Below are 19,114 nucleotides of genomic sequence, written 5' to 3'. Positions count from 1 at the left end.
TGCGCCTCGATCAGGGGTACAGGCCGCGCATTTCGCGCGCCATCAGGATGCGCTTACATGCAACGATGAACGCCGCCGTGCGCATCGACACGCCCTGCTCGCTCGCCACTTGCCAGACCGCCGTGAACGCTTCGCGCATCACGCGCTCGAGACGCTCGTTGATCTCGGACTCGGTCCAGAAGAAGCTCGAGAAGTCCTGCACCCATTCGAAGTACGAAACGGTCACGCCACCCGCGTTTGCCACCACGTCCGGAATGATGAGGACGCCCTTGTCGTGCAGGATGTCGTCGGCGGCCGTCGTGGTCGGGCCGTTCGCGCCTTCCACGATGATCTTCGTGCGGATCTTGCCCGCGTTGTGTTCGGTGATCTGGTTTTCCAGAGCGGCCGGAATCAGGATATCGGTTTCGATGGTCCAGAATTCTTCGTTGCTGAGCATGTCCGCGCCCGGGAAGCCCGCCACGCCGCCCGTCTTGCCCACGTGCTCGAGCAGCGCTGCCGCGTCCATGCCCGTCGACTTGTAGAGCGAGCCCGTGTGATCCTGCACGGCCACGATCTTCGAGCCCGCTTCCTGGAACAGACGCGCAGCGATACCGCCCACGTTACCGAAGCCCTGCACGGCGATGCGTGCGCCTTCGATCGACAGGCCCTTGCGGCGCGCCGCTTCGCAGCCCACGACGAACACGCCGCGGCCCGTTGCCTCGCGGCGGCCGAGCGAGCCGCCGAGCGAGATGGGCTTGCCCGTCACGACGCCGGTGGCCGTTTGGCCCTGGTTCATCGAGTACGTGTCCATCATCCACGCCATGATCTGCTCGTTCGTGTTCACGTCCGGCGCGGGAATGTCGGTGTTCGGTCCGATGATGATGCCGATCTCGCTGGTGTAGCGGCGCGTCACACGCTCAAGCTCGCCACGCGAAAGCGTGCGCGGGTCGACGCGGATGCCGCCCTTCGCGCCGCCGTACGGCACGTTCACTGCTGCATTCTTCACCGACATCCACGCGGACAGCGCCATCACTTCGGAGAGCGTAACGTCCTGGTGGTAACGCACGCCGCCCTTGCCGGGACCGCGCGAGACGTTGTGCTGCACGCGATAGCCTTCGAAGTGCGCAACGGTGCCGTTATCGAGTTCGATCGGGCAGTCTACGATCAGAATGCGCTTCGGGCGCTTGAGCGTTTCGAGCCAGCGCGACAGCGAGCCGAGATATGGCGCGACGCGATCGACCTGACGAAGATAGTTGCCCCACGGACCAAGATCGTCCGCGTGAAGATAGGACGGAACCGAAGACACTGCAGACTGCGATTGGGAAGACATGAACGCTCCAGCGATCAAAGAAGTGGAGCCATTGTCAGAAAACACCCACACGAAATCCAATGCCGTTTGATCATCCCGTTATGCGTATTGTGCATAACGTTTTCGAAGTCGAAAGAATGTGTCGCACTCAGCCTCGTTCAACCGCGCGCCACCTCGTCGCTCACGACGTCCCACAGCGCGCGCACGAGCATCTCGCGCGCGTCGTTGCCCTGCGAAGCGAGCTTGTCGCGGTAGAGACGAATCTCCATATCGAGCGTGAACTGGCCCTCGGGCACGCCGCGCGTGCCGCGATCGAGCCGGATCAGGTTGCCTTGCGCAACGGAATCCTCCACCGCGCTGTGCGGCAGGAACGCGATGCCGTGGCCCGCGAGCGCCATCGCCTTGAGACCCTCGGCCATGTCGGTTTCATAGACGCGGTCCAGATACAGCCGCGCCGGCGCATTGGCGACGATCACCTCGGTCATGCGGCCCAGATAGGCGTTCGGCGTATAGGAGAGATACGGTGTGGGCGCGTCGGCGGTGCCGGGCAGCGTGTAGCGCGCGCGGCCCGCGCGCTGCGGCGCCGAGTATGGGCTGATGGGCTCGATGCCGAGTGTGAGCGTGTCGTAGCGCGCCGGGTCGAGCGTTACCGGGTGGCTCGGATGGTGATATCCCATCACGAGATCGCAGCCGCCCTCCACGAGCGAGAGCACCGCGTCGTGCACGTTCAGCGCGCGCAGGCGCGTGTGGATCCGGCCAAGCTTCGCTTCGATGCGCTGGAGCCAGCGCGGGAAATACGTGAGCGAGAGCGTGTGCGGCACCGCGAATTCGATCGTCGCGGCGGGCGTGGCCGTATGGCCGCGCAGCACAGCGCGCGCCTCGTGAAACTGCGAGAGCATCGCGAGCGCCTGCTCGTAAAACACCTGCCCCGCCGAGGTCAGCCGCGTGGGATAGACCGAACGATCGATCAGTTCGGTGCCGAGCCACGCTTCGAGCGCCTGGATGCGGCGCGAGAACGCCGGCTGCGTTACGTGCCGCAACTCGGCCGAGCGGCTGAAACTATGCGTTTCCGCCAGCGAAACGAAGTCTTCAAGCCATTTGAGTTCCATGCAAAGCCTGATTGCGGATGAGAAGTCCGCATTCTAGGCCCGCGCGCTCGCCAGCGCGACCTCCAGCTCGCTTACCACGCGGCCCCAGTCGCCGAGCGTGGATTGCCGGAACAGCCGTGCCGACGGATACCACACCGAATCGGTGCGCCCCATGCCCCAGCGCCAGTCGGGCTGTGCGGCGAGCAGCACCCACACCGGCTTGCCAAGCGCGCCCGCGAGATGCGCAACCGAGGTATCGACGGTGATCACGAGATCGAGGCTTTCGATGAGCGCGGCGGTGCTCGCAAAATCGTGGAGAACGTCGCCGAGCGCATGGAGCGGCCAGCGCCCCGCCACCCCGGCGAGCTGGGCGGCGCCGGGCCCCTTCTGGATAGCAAACCATGCATTGCCCTCGAGCGCGGCGAGCGGCAGCAAGGCCGTGAGCGGCACCGAGCGGAACGTATCGAACAGATGAAGCGGGTTGCCGGCCCAGACCAGCCCGATGCGGCGCGATGCGTTGCCCGCGAGGGCGTCCACGCGCACGCGCCAGGTGGCGGCCTGCGCAGCATCGGCGTGCATGTAGGGCACGGGCGCATGGATCGGCTGGCCTGGAAACTTCAGCGGCAAGCTCATCACATCGCACCAGTAGTCGTAGCGCTCGCTGATCGCTTCGTCGGCCGGCGCGGTGTCGAGCACGTGGGCCACGCCCGGCACCGTCGCGGCAAGCGAAGCCAGCTCCGGCGCAACCCACGCATCGACCTGCGCGCCCATTTCCGCCAGCAGCCCCGCATAACGCACGAACTGGATCTGATCGCCCAAGCCCTGCTCGCGCGCGATCAGAAAGCGCTTGCCCGCTAGCGGCTCGCCCTGCCATTCGGCGCACGGCAGCTTGCGGTAGTTGGGCTTGCCGGTCGTCGTGGTCTTGCGGTGCTCGAAGAGCGGCCAGCCTCCCTCGTATTCGCCGCGCCGCAGCAACAGCATGCCGAGCTGGAACTGCGGTTCCGGCAAGCCCGGGCTCATTTCGAGCGCGCGGCGATAGTTCACCTCGGCCTCGTCGTAACGCGCGAGCGCCGTGAGCGCGAACGCGAGATTGTTCACGGCACCCGCCGCGTCGGGCTTGAGCGCCGCGGCGCGCCGATAGTGTGGAATCGCTTCCTCATAGCGATGCAGCGCGTCGTAGACGTAACCGAGCTCGAAGTGCGCGTTGGCGTTCTCTGGCTGAAGCACGACGATCCGCTCGAAGCAAGCCGCTGCCTGCGCGTGCTCCGCGGCCACGCGCAAAAGCTTGCCTAGATGCATGAGCGTTTGAGTGTCGTCGGGATCGCGGGCGCGTGCATCCTGGTATTGCGCGACAGCCTCAGGTACGCGGCCGGCCTTCTCGAGCGCGCGGCCCAGATTGAACGCGAAATGCGCCGAGTGCGGGTCGAGCAAGCGAGCCCGCCGGTAGTGTTGCTCCGCGCAGGCGAGGTCGCCGAGCTCCATCAGCGCATTGCCAAGATTGTTGTGCGCGTTCGCAAACTCGGGCGCGATCTCGATGGCCTTGCGCTGCAGCGCGGCAGCGGCCGCGTGATCGCCCTTCCGCGCCGCGACCACGCCGCGATTGCCCAGCAACTCGGCGTCGCCGGGCGTCTGCGCAAGCGCGCGATCCATCAGTAGCGCGGCGCGTTCGGGGTCGCCCTGATTGAGCGCCAGCACGCCGAAGTAATGCAGCGCGCAAGGCTGATCAGGCTGCAAGTCGAGAATGCGCGCGTAGAACGCCTGCGCGTCGCCCAGCCGGCCGGAGCGGTGGTGCGCGAGGCCCGCTTCGAGCAGCGCGGCAATCTCATGCTCATGGCCAGGCGCGGGAGAGATATCGTGGTTCATGCGAGACGAAAAGCAAAAAGCGACCGAAGCCGCAAACCGCGCCACTCTATATCCGTCTCATATATCACCATCGCCCCGGCCCCTGTCAGCGTGGTGATAAAATATGCGGCTCCCTCCGGTTCCTTTCTGACCGTAACGCCATACGTTACGTCCCCATCATGTCCGATACTCGTCCCGATACCCTCTTCGCGCTCAACGCGCTCTCCCCGCTCGACGGCCGCTACGCCTCGAAAACCGAAGCCCTGCGCGACTGGTTGTCGGAAGCCGCGTTCATGCGCAACCGCGTGACCGTCGAAATCCACTGGCTCATCGCACTCTCGCAGGCCGGTTTCGCGGAAGTGCCGCGCTTTTCGGAAGCCTCGGAGCAATTCCTGCTCAAGCTCGCCGAGAACTTCACGGCGCACGACGCCGCGCGCATCAAGGACATCGAGCGCGTGACGAACCACGACGTGAAGGCCGTCGAGTACTGGCTCAAGGAATCGGTGAAGGGTCAGCCGGAGCTCGAGCGCGCGAGCGAGTTCATCCACTTCGCCTGCACTTCGGAAGACATCAACAACACCTCGCACGGCCTGATGCTCGCGGGCGCCCGCGAGCACGTGATCCTGCCGGCGCTGCGTTCGGTGCACCAGCGCCTCGTCGCGCTCGCCCACGCGCAGGCCGACCAGCCGATGCTCTCGCGCACGCATGGCCAGCCCGCCAGCCCGACCACGCTCGGCAAGGAAGTCGCCAACGTCGCGGCGCGGCTTGCGCGCGCGATCCAGCGCATCGAGAAGGTCGAACTGCTCGGCAAGATGAACGGCGCGGTGGGCAACTTCAATGCGCATCTCTCGGCGTATCCGGAATTCGACTGGGAAGCGTTCTCGAAGGACGTCGTCGAAAAGCGCCTGAAGCTCACCTTCAACCCGTACACGATCCAGATCGAGCCGCACGACTACATGGCCGAACTGTTCGACGCCATCGCGCGCGCCAACACGATCCTGCTCGACCTCGACCGCGACGTGTGGGGCTACATCTCGGTCGGCTACTTCAAGCAGAAGACCAAGGCCGGCGAGATCGGCTCGTCGACGATGCCGCACAAGGTCAACCCGATCGACTTCGAGAACTCGGAAGGCAACCTCGGCCTCGCGAACGCCACGCTGCGCCACCTCGCCGACAAACTCCCGGTCTCGCGCTGGCAGCGCGACCTCACCGACTCGACGGTGCTGCGCAACATCGGCGTCGCGTTCGGCTACTCGCTGCTCGCGTACGACTCGCTGATCCGCGGTCTGGACAAGCTCGAAGTGAACCCGCTGCGCCTGAACGAAGACCTCGACGCCACGTGGGAAGTGCTGGCCGAGCCGGTGCAGACGGTCATGCGCCGCTACGGCATCGAAAACCCGTATGAACAGTTGAAGGAGCTCACGCGCGGCAAGGGCATCACGCGCGAAGCGCTGCAGACCTTCGTGAGCGGCCTGGCGATTCCGGAAGATGCGAAGCAGCGTCTGATGGCGATGACGCCGGCTTCGTACGTCGGCAAGGCGGCGGAGCTGGCCAAGCGCATTTCGTAAGTCAACAACCCGTCGTCTCAACAAAAAAGGCGCTCGTTCGYMRTGAACGAAGCGCCTTTTTTACGTCCTTCACGTCCACACGAAGCGATCAACTCGCGCCGCGCGTCTCCATCTGCCGGATCACCTCATCGACGATCTGCTCGGGCGTGTGCTCGATGCTCACCTCGATTGCCTCGTCCGGGTCCGGCGCTTCGAGCGTGTCGAGCTGGCTTTGCAGCAAGGACGGATCGAAGAAGTGGCCCGTGCGCGACGCGAGGCGCTCGTGCAACACCTCGAAGCTGCCCTTCAGGTAAACGAAGAACACGTCGCGGTCGCTGCCGCGCAGGATATCGCGGTACGAGCGCTTGAGCGACGAGCACGTGAACACGGCCGTCTCGTGCGCACGCTGCTTTTCCTCGATGGCCGCGCGGATCGTGCGCAGCCAGGGCCAGCGGTCGTCGTCGGTGAGCGGGATGCCGTCGTGCATCTTCTTCTTGTTGGCTTCGCTGTGGAAAGCGTCGCCGTCGGTGAAGCTGCAGTGCAGGCGCTCGGCCAGCAACTCGCCAATGCGGGTCTTGCCCGCCCCCGACACTCCCATCGCGATCAGAATCATTGCCGCACCCTCGTCTCTTTACACCACGCTCGCCAGCACGAAAGTCAGTCCGAGGCCCATCAGCGAAATGATAGTCTCGCACAGCGACCAGGTCTTGAAGGTCTGGCCGACCGTCATGCCGAAGTATTCCTTGATCAGCCAGAAGCCGCCGTCGTTGACGTGCGAAAAGATCAGCGAGCCCGAGCCCGTCGCGAGCACCAGCAGCTCAGGGCTCACAGCCGCGCCGCTCGCGGCCGCAACCGGCGCGACGATGCCGCAGGCCGTCGTCATGGCAACGGTAGCCGAGCCGGTCGCGAGACGGATCAGCGCCGCAACGAACCAGCCGAACAGCAGCGGCGAAAGATGCGCCGACTGCGCCACCGCGACGATCTCCTTCGAGATACCACCGTCCATCAGCACGCGGCCGAAGCCGCCGCCCGCGCCCACGATGAGCGTGATGCCCGCGATCGGTGCGAGGCAGTCGCCGCAGAACTTCTGGATCTGCGCGCGGTTGAAGCCGCGTTGCGCGCCGAAGGTCCAGAAGCTGACCAGCACGGCAATCAGCAGCGCGACGTCCGAGGTGCCGACAAAGTGCAGCAGACTGTTCGGCAAGGTCTTGGGCGTGAACACGAGGTCGGCCCAACTGCCGACCAGCATCAGGATCACGGGCAGCAGGATCGTGAAGAGCGTGATGCCGAAGCTGGGCAGCTCGTGATCGGCCTTGATCTTCATGTCGCCGATGAACTGGTCCGCGAGCGGATTGTTCTCGGGCAGCTTGATCGCGCGATGGATGAGCAGCGCGAACAGCGGGCCGGCGACGATCGCGGTCGGAACCCCGACGATCAGGCCGTAAGCGATGGTCTTGCCGATGTCGGCGTGATACGCCTGCACCGCGAGCAGCGCGGCCGGGTGCGGCGGAATCAGGCCGTGCACGACGGACAGCCCCGCCACCATCGGCAGGCCGACCAGCAGCAGCGATTTGCCGGTGCGTTTGGCGACGTTGAACGCGATCGGAATCAGCAGCACGAAGCCGACTTCGAAGAACACCGGCAAGCCCACGATGATCGCGACGAACATCATCGCCCAGTGGATGTTCTTCTCGCCGAACCAGCGGATCAGCGTCGTGGCGACGCGCTCGGCGCCGCCCGATTCCGCCATCATCTTGCCGAGCATGGTGCCGAGGCCCACCACGATGGCAATGTGGCCGAGCGTATTGCCGTTGCCGGTTTCGAACGATTTGACGATCGTATCCATCGGCATGCCGGCAACCAGGCCGAGCAGCAACGAAACGATGATCAGGACGAGGAACGGATAAACCTTCCAGCGCGTGATCATGAAGATCAGCGCAGCGATCGCAACGACCGCGTAAATCAGCAGCGTACTGCCGTGGGCCACTCCCATGAGGCTCTTCTCCTGTTAGTTGTCTTTGTTCTTCCGCAGCGGCGCGAGCACGTCACCACGCGTCACCACGCTGCACGGAAGAGTTCGGCTGTCGAGGGTCCGGGATTGTAGAGGTTATAGCGGCTTTCCGAGCCGCGTGCCTGAAAAACGAGCGAAAAACAAGCGCAGACGCGCGAGCCGCGCAGGCCATGCGCCCCGAAGGGCGCGGCCTGCGCGGCTCGCGAATGCAGCAGATCTAAATCGGGGCGCGAACGCCCGGAATACCGCCCGCCACATGCAACTTCAGCGCACCGGGCGCGCCAGCTCGCTCGCGGCGCGTGCGAGACGCGTCACTTCGGCCCAGTCCTGGGCGGCGAGCGCCGCCTTCGGCGTGAGCCACGAGCCGCCCACGCAAACCACGTTGGGCAGCGCGAGGAAGTTGATCGCCGATTCGGACGTGATGCCGCCCGTGGGGCAAAACTTTAGCGTCGGGAACGGGCCATGGAAAGCCTGCAGCATGTTGAGGCCGCCCGCCGGCACCGCGGGGAAAAACTTGACGATCTCGTAGCCGAGTTCCATCGCCACGATGATGTCCGTCGGCGTCATGACGCCGGGCAGCAGCGGCAGCCCCGCATCGAGCGACGCCTGATGAATCTCGCGCGTGAGGCCCGGCGAGACGCCGAACTTCGCGCCGGCCTTCTTCGCGAGCGCGCAATGCTCGGGCTTCGTGATCGTACCCACGCCCACGACGATGTCCGGCGCGATCTGCGCAGCGCGCTCGATTGCTTCGAGACCGGCCGCCGTGCGCAGCGTGATCTCCAATACCTTAACGCCGCCCGCATGCAGCGCGCGCGAAACGTGCTCGCCCTGCTCGGGCGTGTCGAATGCCAGCACCGGGATCACCGGGCCGAGGCGGACAATGTCGGCCACCGTGCTTGTTGCCATGATCAGGCTCCTTGATGATGAATTCAGTTTGTCGCTCAGTGCGTCGCGCGTGCGGCAGCGGCAGTCGCTGGCGTAGCCGGCGCTTCGCCGACAAGCGGTCCGAACACCGACGCACCCAGCTCAGCCGGCGCGGCAGCGGCGCGGAATACGCCGAACAGTTCGCGGCCGAAGCCCACTTCGTTGCTCTCCTGGTGCGCGGGCTGCGCAACCGGGCGCGCACTCCATTCGGCCTCGTCCACTTCCACGTCCAGCACGCCAGCGACCGCATCGATCACGACGATGTCGCCATCGCGCACCTTGCCAATCGGCCCATGCAGCAGCGTTTCGGGCGAAACGTGGATCACGGCCGGCACCTTTCCCGACGCGCCCGACATGCGCCCATCGGTCACGAGCGCAACGTGAAAGCCCTTGTCCTGCAGCACGCCGAGCAGCGGCGTGAGGCGGTGCAATTCCGGCATGCCATTGGCGCGCGCGCCCTGGAAGCGCACGACGGCCACGAAATCGCGTTCGAGTTCGCCGCGATCGAACGCTTCCTGCACGGCCTCCTGCGAATCGAACACGACGGCCGGCGCGCGCACGAGGCGATGATCGGGCGCCACCGCCGAAATCTTGATGACGCCGCGGCCGATGCGGCCTTGCATCAGACGCAGGCCGCCGTCGGGCTGGAACGGCTCGGGAAGCGGACGCAGCACAGCCGTGTCAGCGCTCTTCTCGACCGCCGGCACCCACGTGAGCTTGCCGTCGAGCAGCTTCGGCTCTTCGGTGTAGTGGCGCAGGCCCTCGCCCGCCACCGTCTTCACGTCTTCGTGAAGCAGGCCGCCGTCGAGCAGCTCGCGCACGAGGAAGGCGATGCCGCCCGCCGCATGGAAATGGTTCACATCGGCCTTGCCGTTCGGATAGACGCGCGCGAGCAGCGGCACCGCAGCCGAAAGCTCGTCGAAGTCGTTCCAGTCGATGATGATGCCCGCCGCGCGCGCCATCGCCACGAGATGCAGCGTATGGTTGGTCGAGCCGCCCGTCGCCATCAGCGCGACGATGCCGTTGATCACCGCCTTCTCGTCGATCACGTGGCCGATCGGCGTGTAGTTGCCGCGCTCGACGGTGAGTTCGAGCACGCGGCGCGCAGCCGCTGCCGTAAGTTCATCGCGCAGCGGCGTATGCGGATGGATGAATGCCGAGCCCGGCAAATGCAGGCCCATGACCTCCATCAGCATTTGATTGCTGTTGGCCGTGCCGTAGAACGTACAGGTGCCGTGGCCGTGGTATGCGGCGGCCTCGGATTCGAGCAGCGCCTCGCGATCGCACTGGCCCGTCGCGAATTTCTGGCGCACCTTCGCTTTGTCGTCGTTCGAAATGCCGCTTGTCATCGGGCCGGCGGGCACGAAAATCGTGGGCAGATGGCCGAATTGCAGCGCGCCGATCAGCAGACCCGGCACGATCTTGTCGCACACGCCCAGGCACAGCGCCGCGTCGAACATGTTGTGCGTGAGCGCAACGGCCGTGCTCATCGCGATCACTTCGCGCGAGAACAGCGACAGTTCCATACCGGCGTTGCCTTGCGTGACGCCATCGCACATCGCGGGTACGCCGCCCGCGAACTGCGCGACGCCGCCCACTTCGCGAGCGGCCTTCTTGATGATCTCGGGGAAATCTTTGTAGGGGGCGTGCGCCGAAAGCATCTCGTTATAGGACGAGACGATGCCGATGTTCGGTTCGCGGATCGCCTTGATGGCGATCTTGTCGCGCCCTTCGAGACCGGCGAAACCGTGGGCGAGATTCGCGCACGACAGCGCGCCGCGCGCCGGAAAACGATCCTGCGCCGCCTCGATGCGCGCGAGATAGGCCTCGCGTGTCGGCTTGCTGCGCTCGATCACGCGCCGCGTGACCTTCATCAAATGCGAATGCGGGGAAACCATCGAATCTCCTTCCATTTTTATCTCGCGGGACGCTCGGGGACGCATCGCGCGATCCGGTCAGCGATGCGGCGATGTTAGTAGAAAAACTACAAGCCTGCAATCCCAGTTTCGCCCAGGAAGCCGAAGCATGCAAGCGCTGAAAATCCCCCATATTTATGGGAATATCCCTTGCTCCGGCTAAACCCTGCTTGCATCTTCCCGATGATTCTTGTAGTTTTTGTACATATCAATCGATCCGCTATTCTCAACGGATCTTTCAGCATAGTGCGAGTTTTCCGATGCTGCTGTCCCAAGTGAAGGCCATTCGCGAACAGTTGCGCCCGTCCGAGCGCAAGCTCGCCGATTACATCGTCGAAGCGCCGCGAGAATTGCTCGACCTCTCCATGACCGAGGTCGCGCAGCGCGCGGGCGTGAGTCAGCCGACCATCGCGCGCTTTTGCCATGCACTCGGGTTCTCGGGCTTTCGGGAGTTCAAGATCCGCCTCGCGCAGGCTGTGGCCGCCGATCTGCCCACGGAAATGCCTGCCGTCTACCGCGACGTGAGCCCGGACGAGCCCGTGTCCGGCGTCGCGGCCAAGGTGCTCGACCGCACGATCGGAGCGCTCTTGCAGGTGCGCAACAACCTGTCCACGGACGCGCTCGGCGCCGCCATCGACCTGCTCGCCAAAGCGTCGCGCATCGAGTTTTATGGCGCGGGAGGCTCGGGCATCGCGGCGCAGGATATGCAGCACAAATTCTTTCGACTCGGCATGCCGAGCATCGCCTATTCGGACCCGCACACGTTCCTGATGTCAGCGGCGCTGCTTGGGCCGGGCGACGTGGTGGTCGCCATCTCGAACACCGGACGCACGCGCGACGTGGTGGATGCAGCGCAAACGGCGCTCGGCCGCGGCGCGAAGGTGATCGCAATCACGCACGGCACCTCGCCGCTTGCGCGCCTCGCAAGCGTTGGACTGCACGCGAACGTCGACGAGGACACCGACATCTTCTCGCCGATGACCTCGCGCACCTCGCATCTCGCCATCGGCGACATCCTTGCGGTGGGCGTGGCGTTGCAGCGCGGCCCGGAGCTCGCCGAAAAGCTTGCCGGCGCGAAGGACATCATCGCGCGGCGCAGACTGGACGCGAACGGCTAAACGCGTCGCGCTACAAGGATGGAGCCGAAAACCGCGCCCCAAAAAGAAAAAGCGGACTCCCGAAAGAGTCCGCCTTGCGTTTCGGCCCAAACTACGCGGCCGGAGCAGCAGTGTATTGACTCACCAGAAGCGGACGAACCGCTCCTGGATTGCCATCAAACACTTACCACTGGTACGACATACCGCCGCCGTAGGTAGCTCCACCGCTCGATGCATAGCCGCCGCCCAGCTTCACCTTGAGGTTCTGGGTGATACGAGCCGTTGCACCAATCGCCGCTGCCTGGTAGCCCTTGAAGTTGGCCGTACCGACACCAACCGAAATGGTCTTGCCCTGATCGACGTCCGGAATCATCGTCAGCGCGGTTGCCGCTGCAATGCCGCCGTAGGCGTTACGCGCCACGGAGTTCAAGCCGCTCTGCAGCGAGCTCATGCCGCTCTGGAACTGCCCCATGTTGACAGCATCGGTCGGGTTGACGCCCGCTGCGACATTGGTGATCCGGCGCTCGTTGCCCGCCGAACCGACGGACACCGTGTTCGCCTCGCCCGCCACCGAGTTCGCACCCAGCGCGACCGAGTTGTCAGCCGTAGCCTTGGCCTTGTCGCCCATGGCCGTCGAGTTCGCACCCGTAGCCGTTGCGCCGCCGCCCGCCGCGATCGAGTTGGAGCCAGTGGCCGAAGCCGGGCCGCTCGTCGAGTTGGTCGACATGTATTCAGAACCGTTGATGTTGATGTTCTGAATGGCCTGGTTCAGGTTCGAGACTTCCACGTTCGTCGCGTACAACTGCGCACCCGTGACGGCGTCCGTGCTGCTGGCCGAAAGTTTGCCATCCTGCAGGTTGGTCAGCTTGACCGCCGTTGACGCGTCCGTGCCGCCCAGCGTGATCTTGTCGTGAGCCGACGAGTCATACTGGACCGCATTGGCCACCGAGCCCGCGATGTTGGTCACCGTGTTCTCGATATTCGTCACGCGGCCGTCAAGATTCGTCAGCGCGCCGCCCACGTTGTTATACGTGCCGCCGCTGATCACGTAGGTCGGCGCCGAGATCGAACCGTCGGCGTTGACCGTCGAACCACCACCCAGCGAGCTGGCAGTGCTCGACGCAACGTTGTACAGCTGTGCGCCGTTGATCGCGTCGGTGCTGCTCGACGTGACTGCGCCCGCAGCAACGTTGTGCAGCTTGACCGGTGCGGTTGCACCGATGCCGCCAAACGTGACCGAACCCTTCGTCGCGTCGTCGTACGCAACGAACGAATTCGTCACGTTGCCCGAGCTGTCCACGATCGCGCCCATCGCCTGAAGCTGTGCGACGTTCACGGCGTCGTTGGCTGCCGAACCGTTCGCCACGTTGTGGATGGCAACCGGCTTGGTCGAATCGGCGCCGCCCAGCGTGATCGAGGACTTCGACGTGTCGTCGTAGGCCACGAACGCATTCGTCACGTTGCCGGAGGTGTCGACGGTCATGCCCATCGCTTCGAGCTGCGCGAGGTTCACGGCGTCGCTGGCTTCCGAGGCGTTGGCGAGGTTCGTTACCTTGACAGGTCCCTTGCTCGTGGAGTTCTGACCGCCCAGCGTGATCTTGTCGTGCGCCGACGAGTCGTACATCACCGCGTCAACCGAGCCGCCGGTTGCAAGGGCGGCAATTGCGTCAAGCGCAGTGCCCACGTCGTTGTACGTCCCCTTACCCACGGCATAGGTCGGAGCGGAGATCGAGCCGTCGGAGTTGACCTTCGTCTTGCCACCCAGCGCTGCAGCCGTCGAGTTGGCCAGACCGTAGAGCTGCGAGCCGTTCACCGCGTCAAGGCTTGCCACGCTCACCGCGCCGTTTGCCACGTTGTGCAGCGCCACGGCCTTGCCCAACGTGCCGAAGGTCACGGATTCGTGTGCCGACGTGTCATACAGCACCGCGTCCTGAACCTTGCCATACAGGTTCGTCACATCGCCCGCGATGCTCGTTACGCTCTGGTTCGTCGCGAACAGTTGCGCACCGTTCACCGCATCCGTGCTCGATGCGTTCAGCTGGCCGTTTGCCACGTTCGTGAGCGACGTCGGCGTAGTCGCGCCCTTTGCTCCGAGCGTGATCTTGGTCTTCGTGGTGTCGTCATAGGCAACAAACGCGTTGGTGACATTGCCCGAAGTGTCCGTCGTCGCACCGAGCGCGTACAGCTGTGCGCCGTTCACTGCATCGGAACTCGATGCGATTACCTGGCCGTTCGCCACGTTCGTCAGCAAGACCGGTACAGTCGAATTCTGGCCGCCAAACGTCACCGTGTCATGTGCCGACGTGTCATACACCACGCCATTCACGTTACCCGAGCCCGCCTTGGCGTCGATAGCCGCCAACGCGTCGCCCACGTTCGTGTATGTTCCGTCGATCAGCTTGTAATTCGGTACGCTGATCGAGCCGTTGGCATTTACGGTAGTCGAACCACCCAGCGCAGTTGCCGTGCTCGAAGCCAGGCCGTAGAGCTGCGAGCCGTTCACCGCGTCGAGACTGGCCATGTTCACCGCGCCGTTCGCCACGTTGTGCAGCGCCACCGGCTTGGTCGAACCCTTGCCGCCCAAGGTCACGGAGTCGTGTGCCGACGTGTCGTACAGCACCGCGTCCTGAACCTTGCCATACAGGTTCGTCACATCGCCCGCGATGCTCGTTACGCTCTGGTTCGTTGCGTACAGTTGCGCACCGTTCACCGCATCCGTGCTCGATGCCGTCAACTGGGCGTTAGCCACGTTCGTGAGCACCGTCGCCGTACTCGCGCCCTTGGCACCGAGCGTGATCTTGGTCTTCGTGGTGTCGTCATAGGCAACAAACGCATTCGTGACATTGCCCGAAGTGTCCGTCGTCGCACCCAGCGCGTACAGTTGCGCACCGTTCACTGCATCGGAACTCGATGCGCTTACCTGGCCGTTCGCCACGTTCGTCAACAAGACCGGTGCATGGCTCTTGCCATAGCCGCCAAACGTCACCGTGTCATGTGCCGACGTGTCATACACCACGCCATCCACAGAACCCGACCCCGCCTTTGTGTTGATGGCATCCAGTGCTTTGCCCACGTCCGTGTACGACTTCCCGTCCAGCACGTAATTCGGCACGCTGATCGAGCCGTTGGCATTTACGGTAGTCGAACCACCCAGCGCAGTTGCCGTGCTCGAAGCCAGGCCGTAGAGCTGCGAGCCGTTCACCGCGTCGAGGCTGGCCATGTTCACCGCGCCGTTCGCCACGTTGTGCAGCGCCACCGGCTTGGTCGACCCCTTGCCGCCCAAGGTCACGGAGTCGTGTGCCGACGTGTCGTACAGCACCGCGTCCTGGATCTTGCCATACAGGTTCGTCACATCGCCCGCGATGCTCGTGACGCTCTGGTTCGTTGCGTACAGTTGCGCACCGTTCACCGCATCCGTGCTCGATGCGTTCAACTGGCCGTTGGCCACGTTCGTGAGCACCGTCGCCGTAGTCGCGCCCTTGGCACCGAGCGTCACCTTGGACTTCGTGGTGTCGTCATAGGCAACAAACGCGTTGGTGACATTGCCCGAAGTGTCCGTCGTCGCACCCAGCGCGTACAGTTGCGCACCGTTCACAGCGTCGGAACTCGATGCGCTTACCTGGCCGTTCGCCACGTTCGTCAACAAGACCGGTGCATGGCTCTTGCCATAGCCGCCAAACGTCACCGTGTCATGCGCCGACGTGTCATACACCACGCCGTCCATTGAACCCGAGCCTGCCTTGTCGTTGACAGCCTGCAGCGCCGAACCCACATCCGTGTATGAGTTACCGTCCAGCACGTAATTCGGCGCAGTGATCGAGCCATCGGTCGAGCTCACGTCCGCACCGCCGCCCAGCGCTTTCGTGATGCCCTTGATCTGCGAGACGTTCACCGCGTCGGTATCGTTAAGGCCTGCCGACATATTCACGATACGGCGCGTATTGGCCTGGCTCTGGACCGTAGTCGTGGTGTTGTCCGGATTGATCACGGTACGCGTAGCCGTGCCATCGCTACCCACCGAGACCGTGTTCGTGACGTTGGCAACAGAACCCGAACCCAGCGCCACCGAGTCGTTTGCCGTGGCCAGCGACTGGACACCCACCGCCGTGCTGCCGCCACCGTCTGCTTCCGTGTTCGAACCGATGGCGATGCTGCCGGCGCCGTTCGCACGAGCCATGTCGGTCGGCGGCGTCGAGCCCACTGCGTTACCAGTACCGCGAACCTGCGAGTAATATGCCGCCGTCTTGTACGGTGCCCCGGCCGCCGTCGAGAGATCGACCCCCGAACCCTGCGACGCGCCCAGCAGCATGCGCGACGATCTGAGCAGCATATTCGGCGCCATCGCGGCGGCCTCGCCCTGCCCATTCATGATGTCCCACACCTGGCCAACGTTTGCCGCATCCGTATCCTGAATGCCGGACGCAACGTTACTGATGACCGTGCCCTTGGGCAATAATCCGTCGTTGCGGTTGCTGTTGCGGTAGTAACCGCTGTTGCCGGTGCCCGGTTCCAGCGTAATGGTCGGCGAGCCCGAAGCAATCGAACTCTCGTTGTACGTAACCGCCTTGTTCAGCACGGAACCCGTCGACGAATCGACCTGGAACCCGGCCGAGGTCAATTGGCCCACGTTCACGGCGTCATTTGCCGTGACACCGGCCGCCACGTTGTGCAGCGCCACCGGCACGGTCGAGCCCGTGCCGCCGAGCGTCACAGACTCGTGCGCCGACGAGTCGTAGGTCACGGCATCAGCGAGCTTGCCGTTGATGTTGGTGATGTCGCCCTGGATGTTGGTGACGTCGCCGGCAAGGTTCGAGATGTTCGAGTTCGTGGCGAACAACTGCGCGCCGTTGACCGCATCGGTGCTGGCCGCCGAGAGCTCGCCATTCGCGACGTTGTGCAGCGCGACCGGTGCGCTTGCGTCGGTACCACCAAGCGTCAGCGAATCGTGCGCTGACGAGTCGTAGGTCACGGCATCAGCAAGTTTGCCATTGATGTTGGTGATGTTGCCCTGAATGTTGGTGACGTCGCCGGCAAGGTTCGAGATGTTCGAGTTCGTGGCGTAGAGCTGGCCGCCGTTGACCGCATCGGTGCTGCCAGCCGAGAGCTCGCCATTCGCGACGTTATGCAGCGCGACCGGTGCGCTTGCGTCGGTGCCACCAAGCGTCAGCGAATCGTGCGCCGACGAGTCGTAGGTCACGGCATCAGCGAGCTTGCCGTTGATGTTGGTGATGTCGCCCTGGATGTTGGTGACGTCGCCCGAGAGATTCGACACGTTCTGGTTCGTCGCGAACAACTGCGCGCCGTTCACCGCGTCGGTGCTCGATGCGTTCAACTGGCCGTTCGCAACATTGGTGAGCGTTACGGTCTTGCTTGCGTCCGCTCCGCCCAGCGTCACCTTGTCGTGCGCCGAGGAGTCATACATCACCGCATTGGCCACCTCGCCCGCCAGGTTTGTCACGCTCTGGTCCACCGAGGTCAGCGCCGAGCCCACGTCCGAGTAGGTGCCACCCGACAGCGCATACGTCGGCGCCACGACCGAGCCGTCGGCGTTCACGGTGGAACCGCCACCCAGCGCGTTCGTCACACCCTTGAGCTGCGACACGTTCACCGCATCGGTGTCGCTCTGGCCTGCGGCCATGTTCACGACACGACGCGTGTTGGCCTGACTCTTTACGTAGCTCGTGGTGCCGTCCGGGTTGACGACCGCACGCGTGGCCGTGCCATCGCTACCCATAGAGACCGTATTAGCGACGTTGGCGACCGAACCAGAACCCAGCGCCACCGAGTCGTTCGCCGTAGCCAGCGACTGGATACCCACTGCCGTGCTGCCACCGCCGTCCGCTTCCGTATTCGAGCCGATAGCGATGCTGCCGGCGCCGTTCGCGCGCGCGACGTCGGTCGGCGGTGTCGAGCCAGACGCGTTGCCAGTGCCACGCACCTGCGAGTAGTACGCCGCCGTCCTGTACGGCTGTCCGTCCGCGGTGGAAAGATCAACGCCGGAACCTCCCGGCGAGGCGCCCAAGCGCATGGCGCCGGCCTTGAGCAGCTTCGGCGTCTGCTGCAGGCCGCCCGGGATTTTGGCGGCGATCATGTCAGCCACCTGGCCAACGTTGGTCGCATCGGTATCCTGAATGCCGTCCGCCACATTGCTGATGACAGTGCCCTTCGGCAAAAGGCCTTGGCTACGATCGCCATTCACGAAGTAGAGGCTGTTACCCTGGCCCGGATCGAGAACGATTTGTGCGTTCGCTGTGCCAATGGTATTCGGCACATAGAGGACCGCCGGGTTGCTGACCGTGCCGTCGTCTGCAGTTTTGAAGCCACCATAGGTATAGCCGGTCGGACTCGACGACGAGGCCTGTGCGCCCCAGCCGGCCGTGGTCAACGTGTTCTGAATCTTGGTGACGCTGTTGTCGATGTTCGTGACCGACGCGTTCACGCCATTCAGTTGTGCGCCGTTCACGGCGTCGGTGCTGGTTTCGCTCACGACGCCGTTCGCCACGTTGTGCAGCGCGACCGGTGTCGTGGAGCCAACCCCGCCCAGCGTCACAGACGTGTTTGCCGATGAATCGTAATGGACCGCGTTGGTGTCCGAACCGTTGCTGAGCGCCGACAACGCCGACCCGACGTCGTTATAGGTGGAGCCGGAAAGCACATAGGACGGCGCGCTAATGGCGCCATCCGGCCCGACAGCCGCGCCGCCGCCGAAATTCTTCGCCACGCTCGAAACCGAGCCGTAGAGCTGCGAGCCGTTGACCGCGTCCGCGCTGGCCGACGAAACTTCGCCGCGCGCGAGTTGCACGATCTTCTGGTTGCTCATCGTGACGACATTATGGAATGTCGTGGGGCCGTAGACCTGGACGTCCGTCCCCTTGATGTTGAGCAGACCGTTTTGATAGCCGGCCACTTGCGCCGTGGAGGCGTCGAAACCGTAGCCGCCCTTGGTATCGCCTGCATTGTTCAAGGAGAAAGCGAGCCCGTCGCTTTTGCCCGTGGTGCCTGACGCGCAATTCACCGACTCGCTGCCGCCCGAAGAGCCCCACGAGTAGCCGCTCGTACCCGAGCAGATTTCCAGACCGCCTTGCCCGACGGTGCCGGCGGTTGCCGCAAACGCGTGCGCCGACAGCAGGCTAGTCGCAACTCCCATCGCTCCGGTGGCCAGAACAATCGGCTTCGACGAGCGCTTGCTCCGCGATGCGGCGTTTTCCTGGACGGCTACCCACGTCCCCGTGGACTCATTCCAGATTGATCGATATGTCTTGTTCATTCTTTGCCTTACCTTGATTAAAGACGGGATCCCAACTGGCGTCTACGCATCCCACGCAGACGCATTACGAGCGGATTTGCAAACCGCCCTAATGCAATTCCCTTGAGCCGGAAAACTCACCGCCTTATATGAAC

At 64.2% G+C, this 19,114-nt stretch carries 10 protein-coding genes; 2 read left to right on the top strand and 8 right to left on the bottom strand.

The window, feature by feature from the left end:
- Positions 1 to 10: 10 nt before the first annotated feature.
- From NH14_RS09865 to NH14_RS09855, 3 genes are all read right to left on the bottom strand, one after another.
- A complete protein-coding gene (locus tag NH14_RS09865; protein WP_035526965.1) occupies positions 11 to 1,309 on the bottom strand; it encodes a Glu/Leu/Phe/Val family dehydrogenase in 1,299 nt (432 codons plus the stop codon).
- Between the two features lie 137 nt (positions 1,310 to 1,446).
- Positions 1,447 to 2,397, bottom strand: coding sequence for a LysR substrate-binding domain-containing protein (locus NH14_RS09860; RefSeq protein ID WP_035526967.1), 951 nt, complete (start codon positions 2,395 to 2,397; stop codon positions 1,447 to 1,449).
- 33 nt (positions 2,398 to 2,430) lie between these two features.
- On the bottom strand, positions 2,431 to 4,239 hold the full coding sequence (locus NH14_RS09855) for a tetratricopeptide repeat protein (protein ID WP_052148069.1): 1,809 nt from the start codon (positions 4,237 to 4,239) through the stop codon (positions 2,431 to 2,433).
- A 158-nt stretch (positions 4,240 to 4,397) separates the two neighbouring features.
- Between NH14_RS09855 and purB the strand changes: the two genes are divergently transcribed.
- Entirely contained in the window at positions 4,398 to 5,786 is a 1,389-nt protein-coding gene (purB, locus tag NH14_RS09850; RefSeq protein ID WP_035526969.1) for an adenylosuccinate lyase, read from the top strand.
- An 88-nt stretch (positions 5,787 to 5,874) separates the two neighbouring features.
- Here purB and NH14_RS09845 read toward each other — a convergent pair whose 3' ends face one another.
- The 4 genes from NH14_RS09845 to edd form a co-directional block, all read right to left on the bottom strand.
- On the bottom strand, positions 5,875 to 6,378 hold the full coding sequence (locus tag NH14_RS09845) for a gluconokinase (RefSeq protein ID WP_035535253.1): 504 nt from the start codon (positions 6,376 to 6,378) through the stop codon (positions 5,875 to 5,877).
- An 18-nt stretch (positions 6,379 to 6,396) separates the two neighbouring features.
- Positions 6,397 to 7,758: a GntT/GntP/DsdX family permease gene (locus tag NH14_RS09840; RefSeq protein ID WP_035535251.1), complete on the bottom strand. Its 1,362-nt coding sequence runs from the start codon at positions 7,756 to 7,758 to the stop codon at positions 6,397 to 6,399.
- Between the two features lie 282 nt (positions 7,759 to 8,040).
- Positions 8,041 to 8,682 carry a bifunctional 4-hydroxy-2-oxoglutarate aldolase/2-dehydro-3-deoxy-phosphogluconate aldolase gene (eda, locus tag NH14_RS09835; protein ID WP_035535249.1) on the bottom strand — a complete coding sequence of 214 codons (642 nt, stop codon included), beginning with the start codon at positions 8,680 to 8,682 and terminating at the stop codon, positions 8,041 to 8,043.
- Positions 8,683 to 8,717: 35 nt separating this feature from the next.
- Positions 8,718 to 10,598: a phosphogluconate dehydratase gene (edd, locus tag NH14_RS09830; RefSeq protein WP_035535247.1), complete on the bottom strand. Its 1,881-nt coding sequence runs from the start codon at positions 10,596 to 10,598 to the stop codon at positions 8,718 to 8,720.
- Positions 10,599 to 10,876: 278 nt separating this feature from the next.
- Here edd and NH14_RS09825 point away from each other — a divergent pair, with 278 nt between their 5' ends.
- A complete protein-coding gene (locus NH14_RS09825; protein ID WP_035535245.1) occupies positions 10,877 to 11,734 on the top strand; it encodes a MurR/RpiR family transcriptional regulator in 858 nt (285 codons plus the stop codon).
- Between the two features lie 163 nt (positions 11,735 to 11,897).
- Here the strand turns inward: NH14_RS09825 and NH14_RS09820 are convergent, their stop codons facing one another.
- Positions 11,898 to 18,980 (bottom strand): YadA-like family protein, encoded by a 7,083-nt coding sequence (locus NH14_RS09820; RefSeq protein WP_168727138.1) that lies wholly within the window; start codon positions 18,978 to 18,980, stop codon positions 11,898 to 11,900.
- Positions 18,981 to 19,114 lie beyond the last annotated feature (134 nt).

Source organism: Paraburkholderia sacchari (assembly GCF_000785435.2).
GTDB classification, from domain to species: Bacteria; Pseudomonadota; Gammaproteobacteria; order Burkholderiales; family Burkholderiaceae; genus Paraburkholderia; species Paraburkholderia sacchari.
The sequence above is the reverse complement of the archived record's forward strand: the minus strand, read 5'-3'. Positions and strand labels throughout refer to the sequence as shown.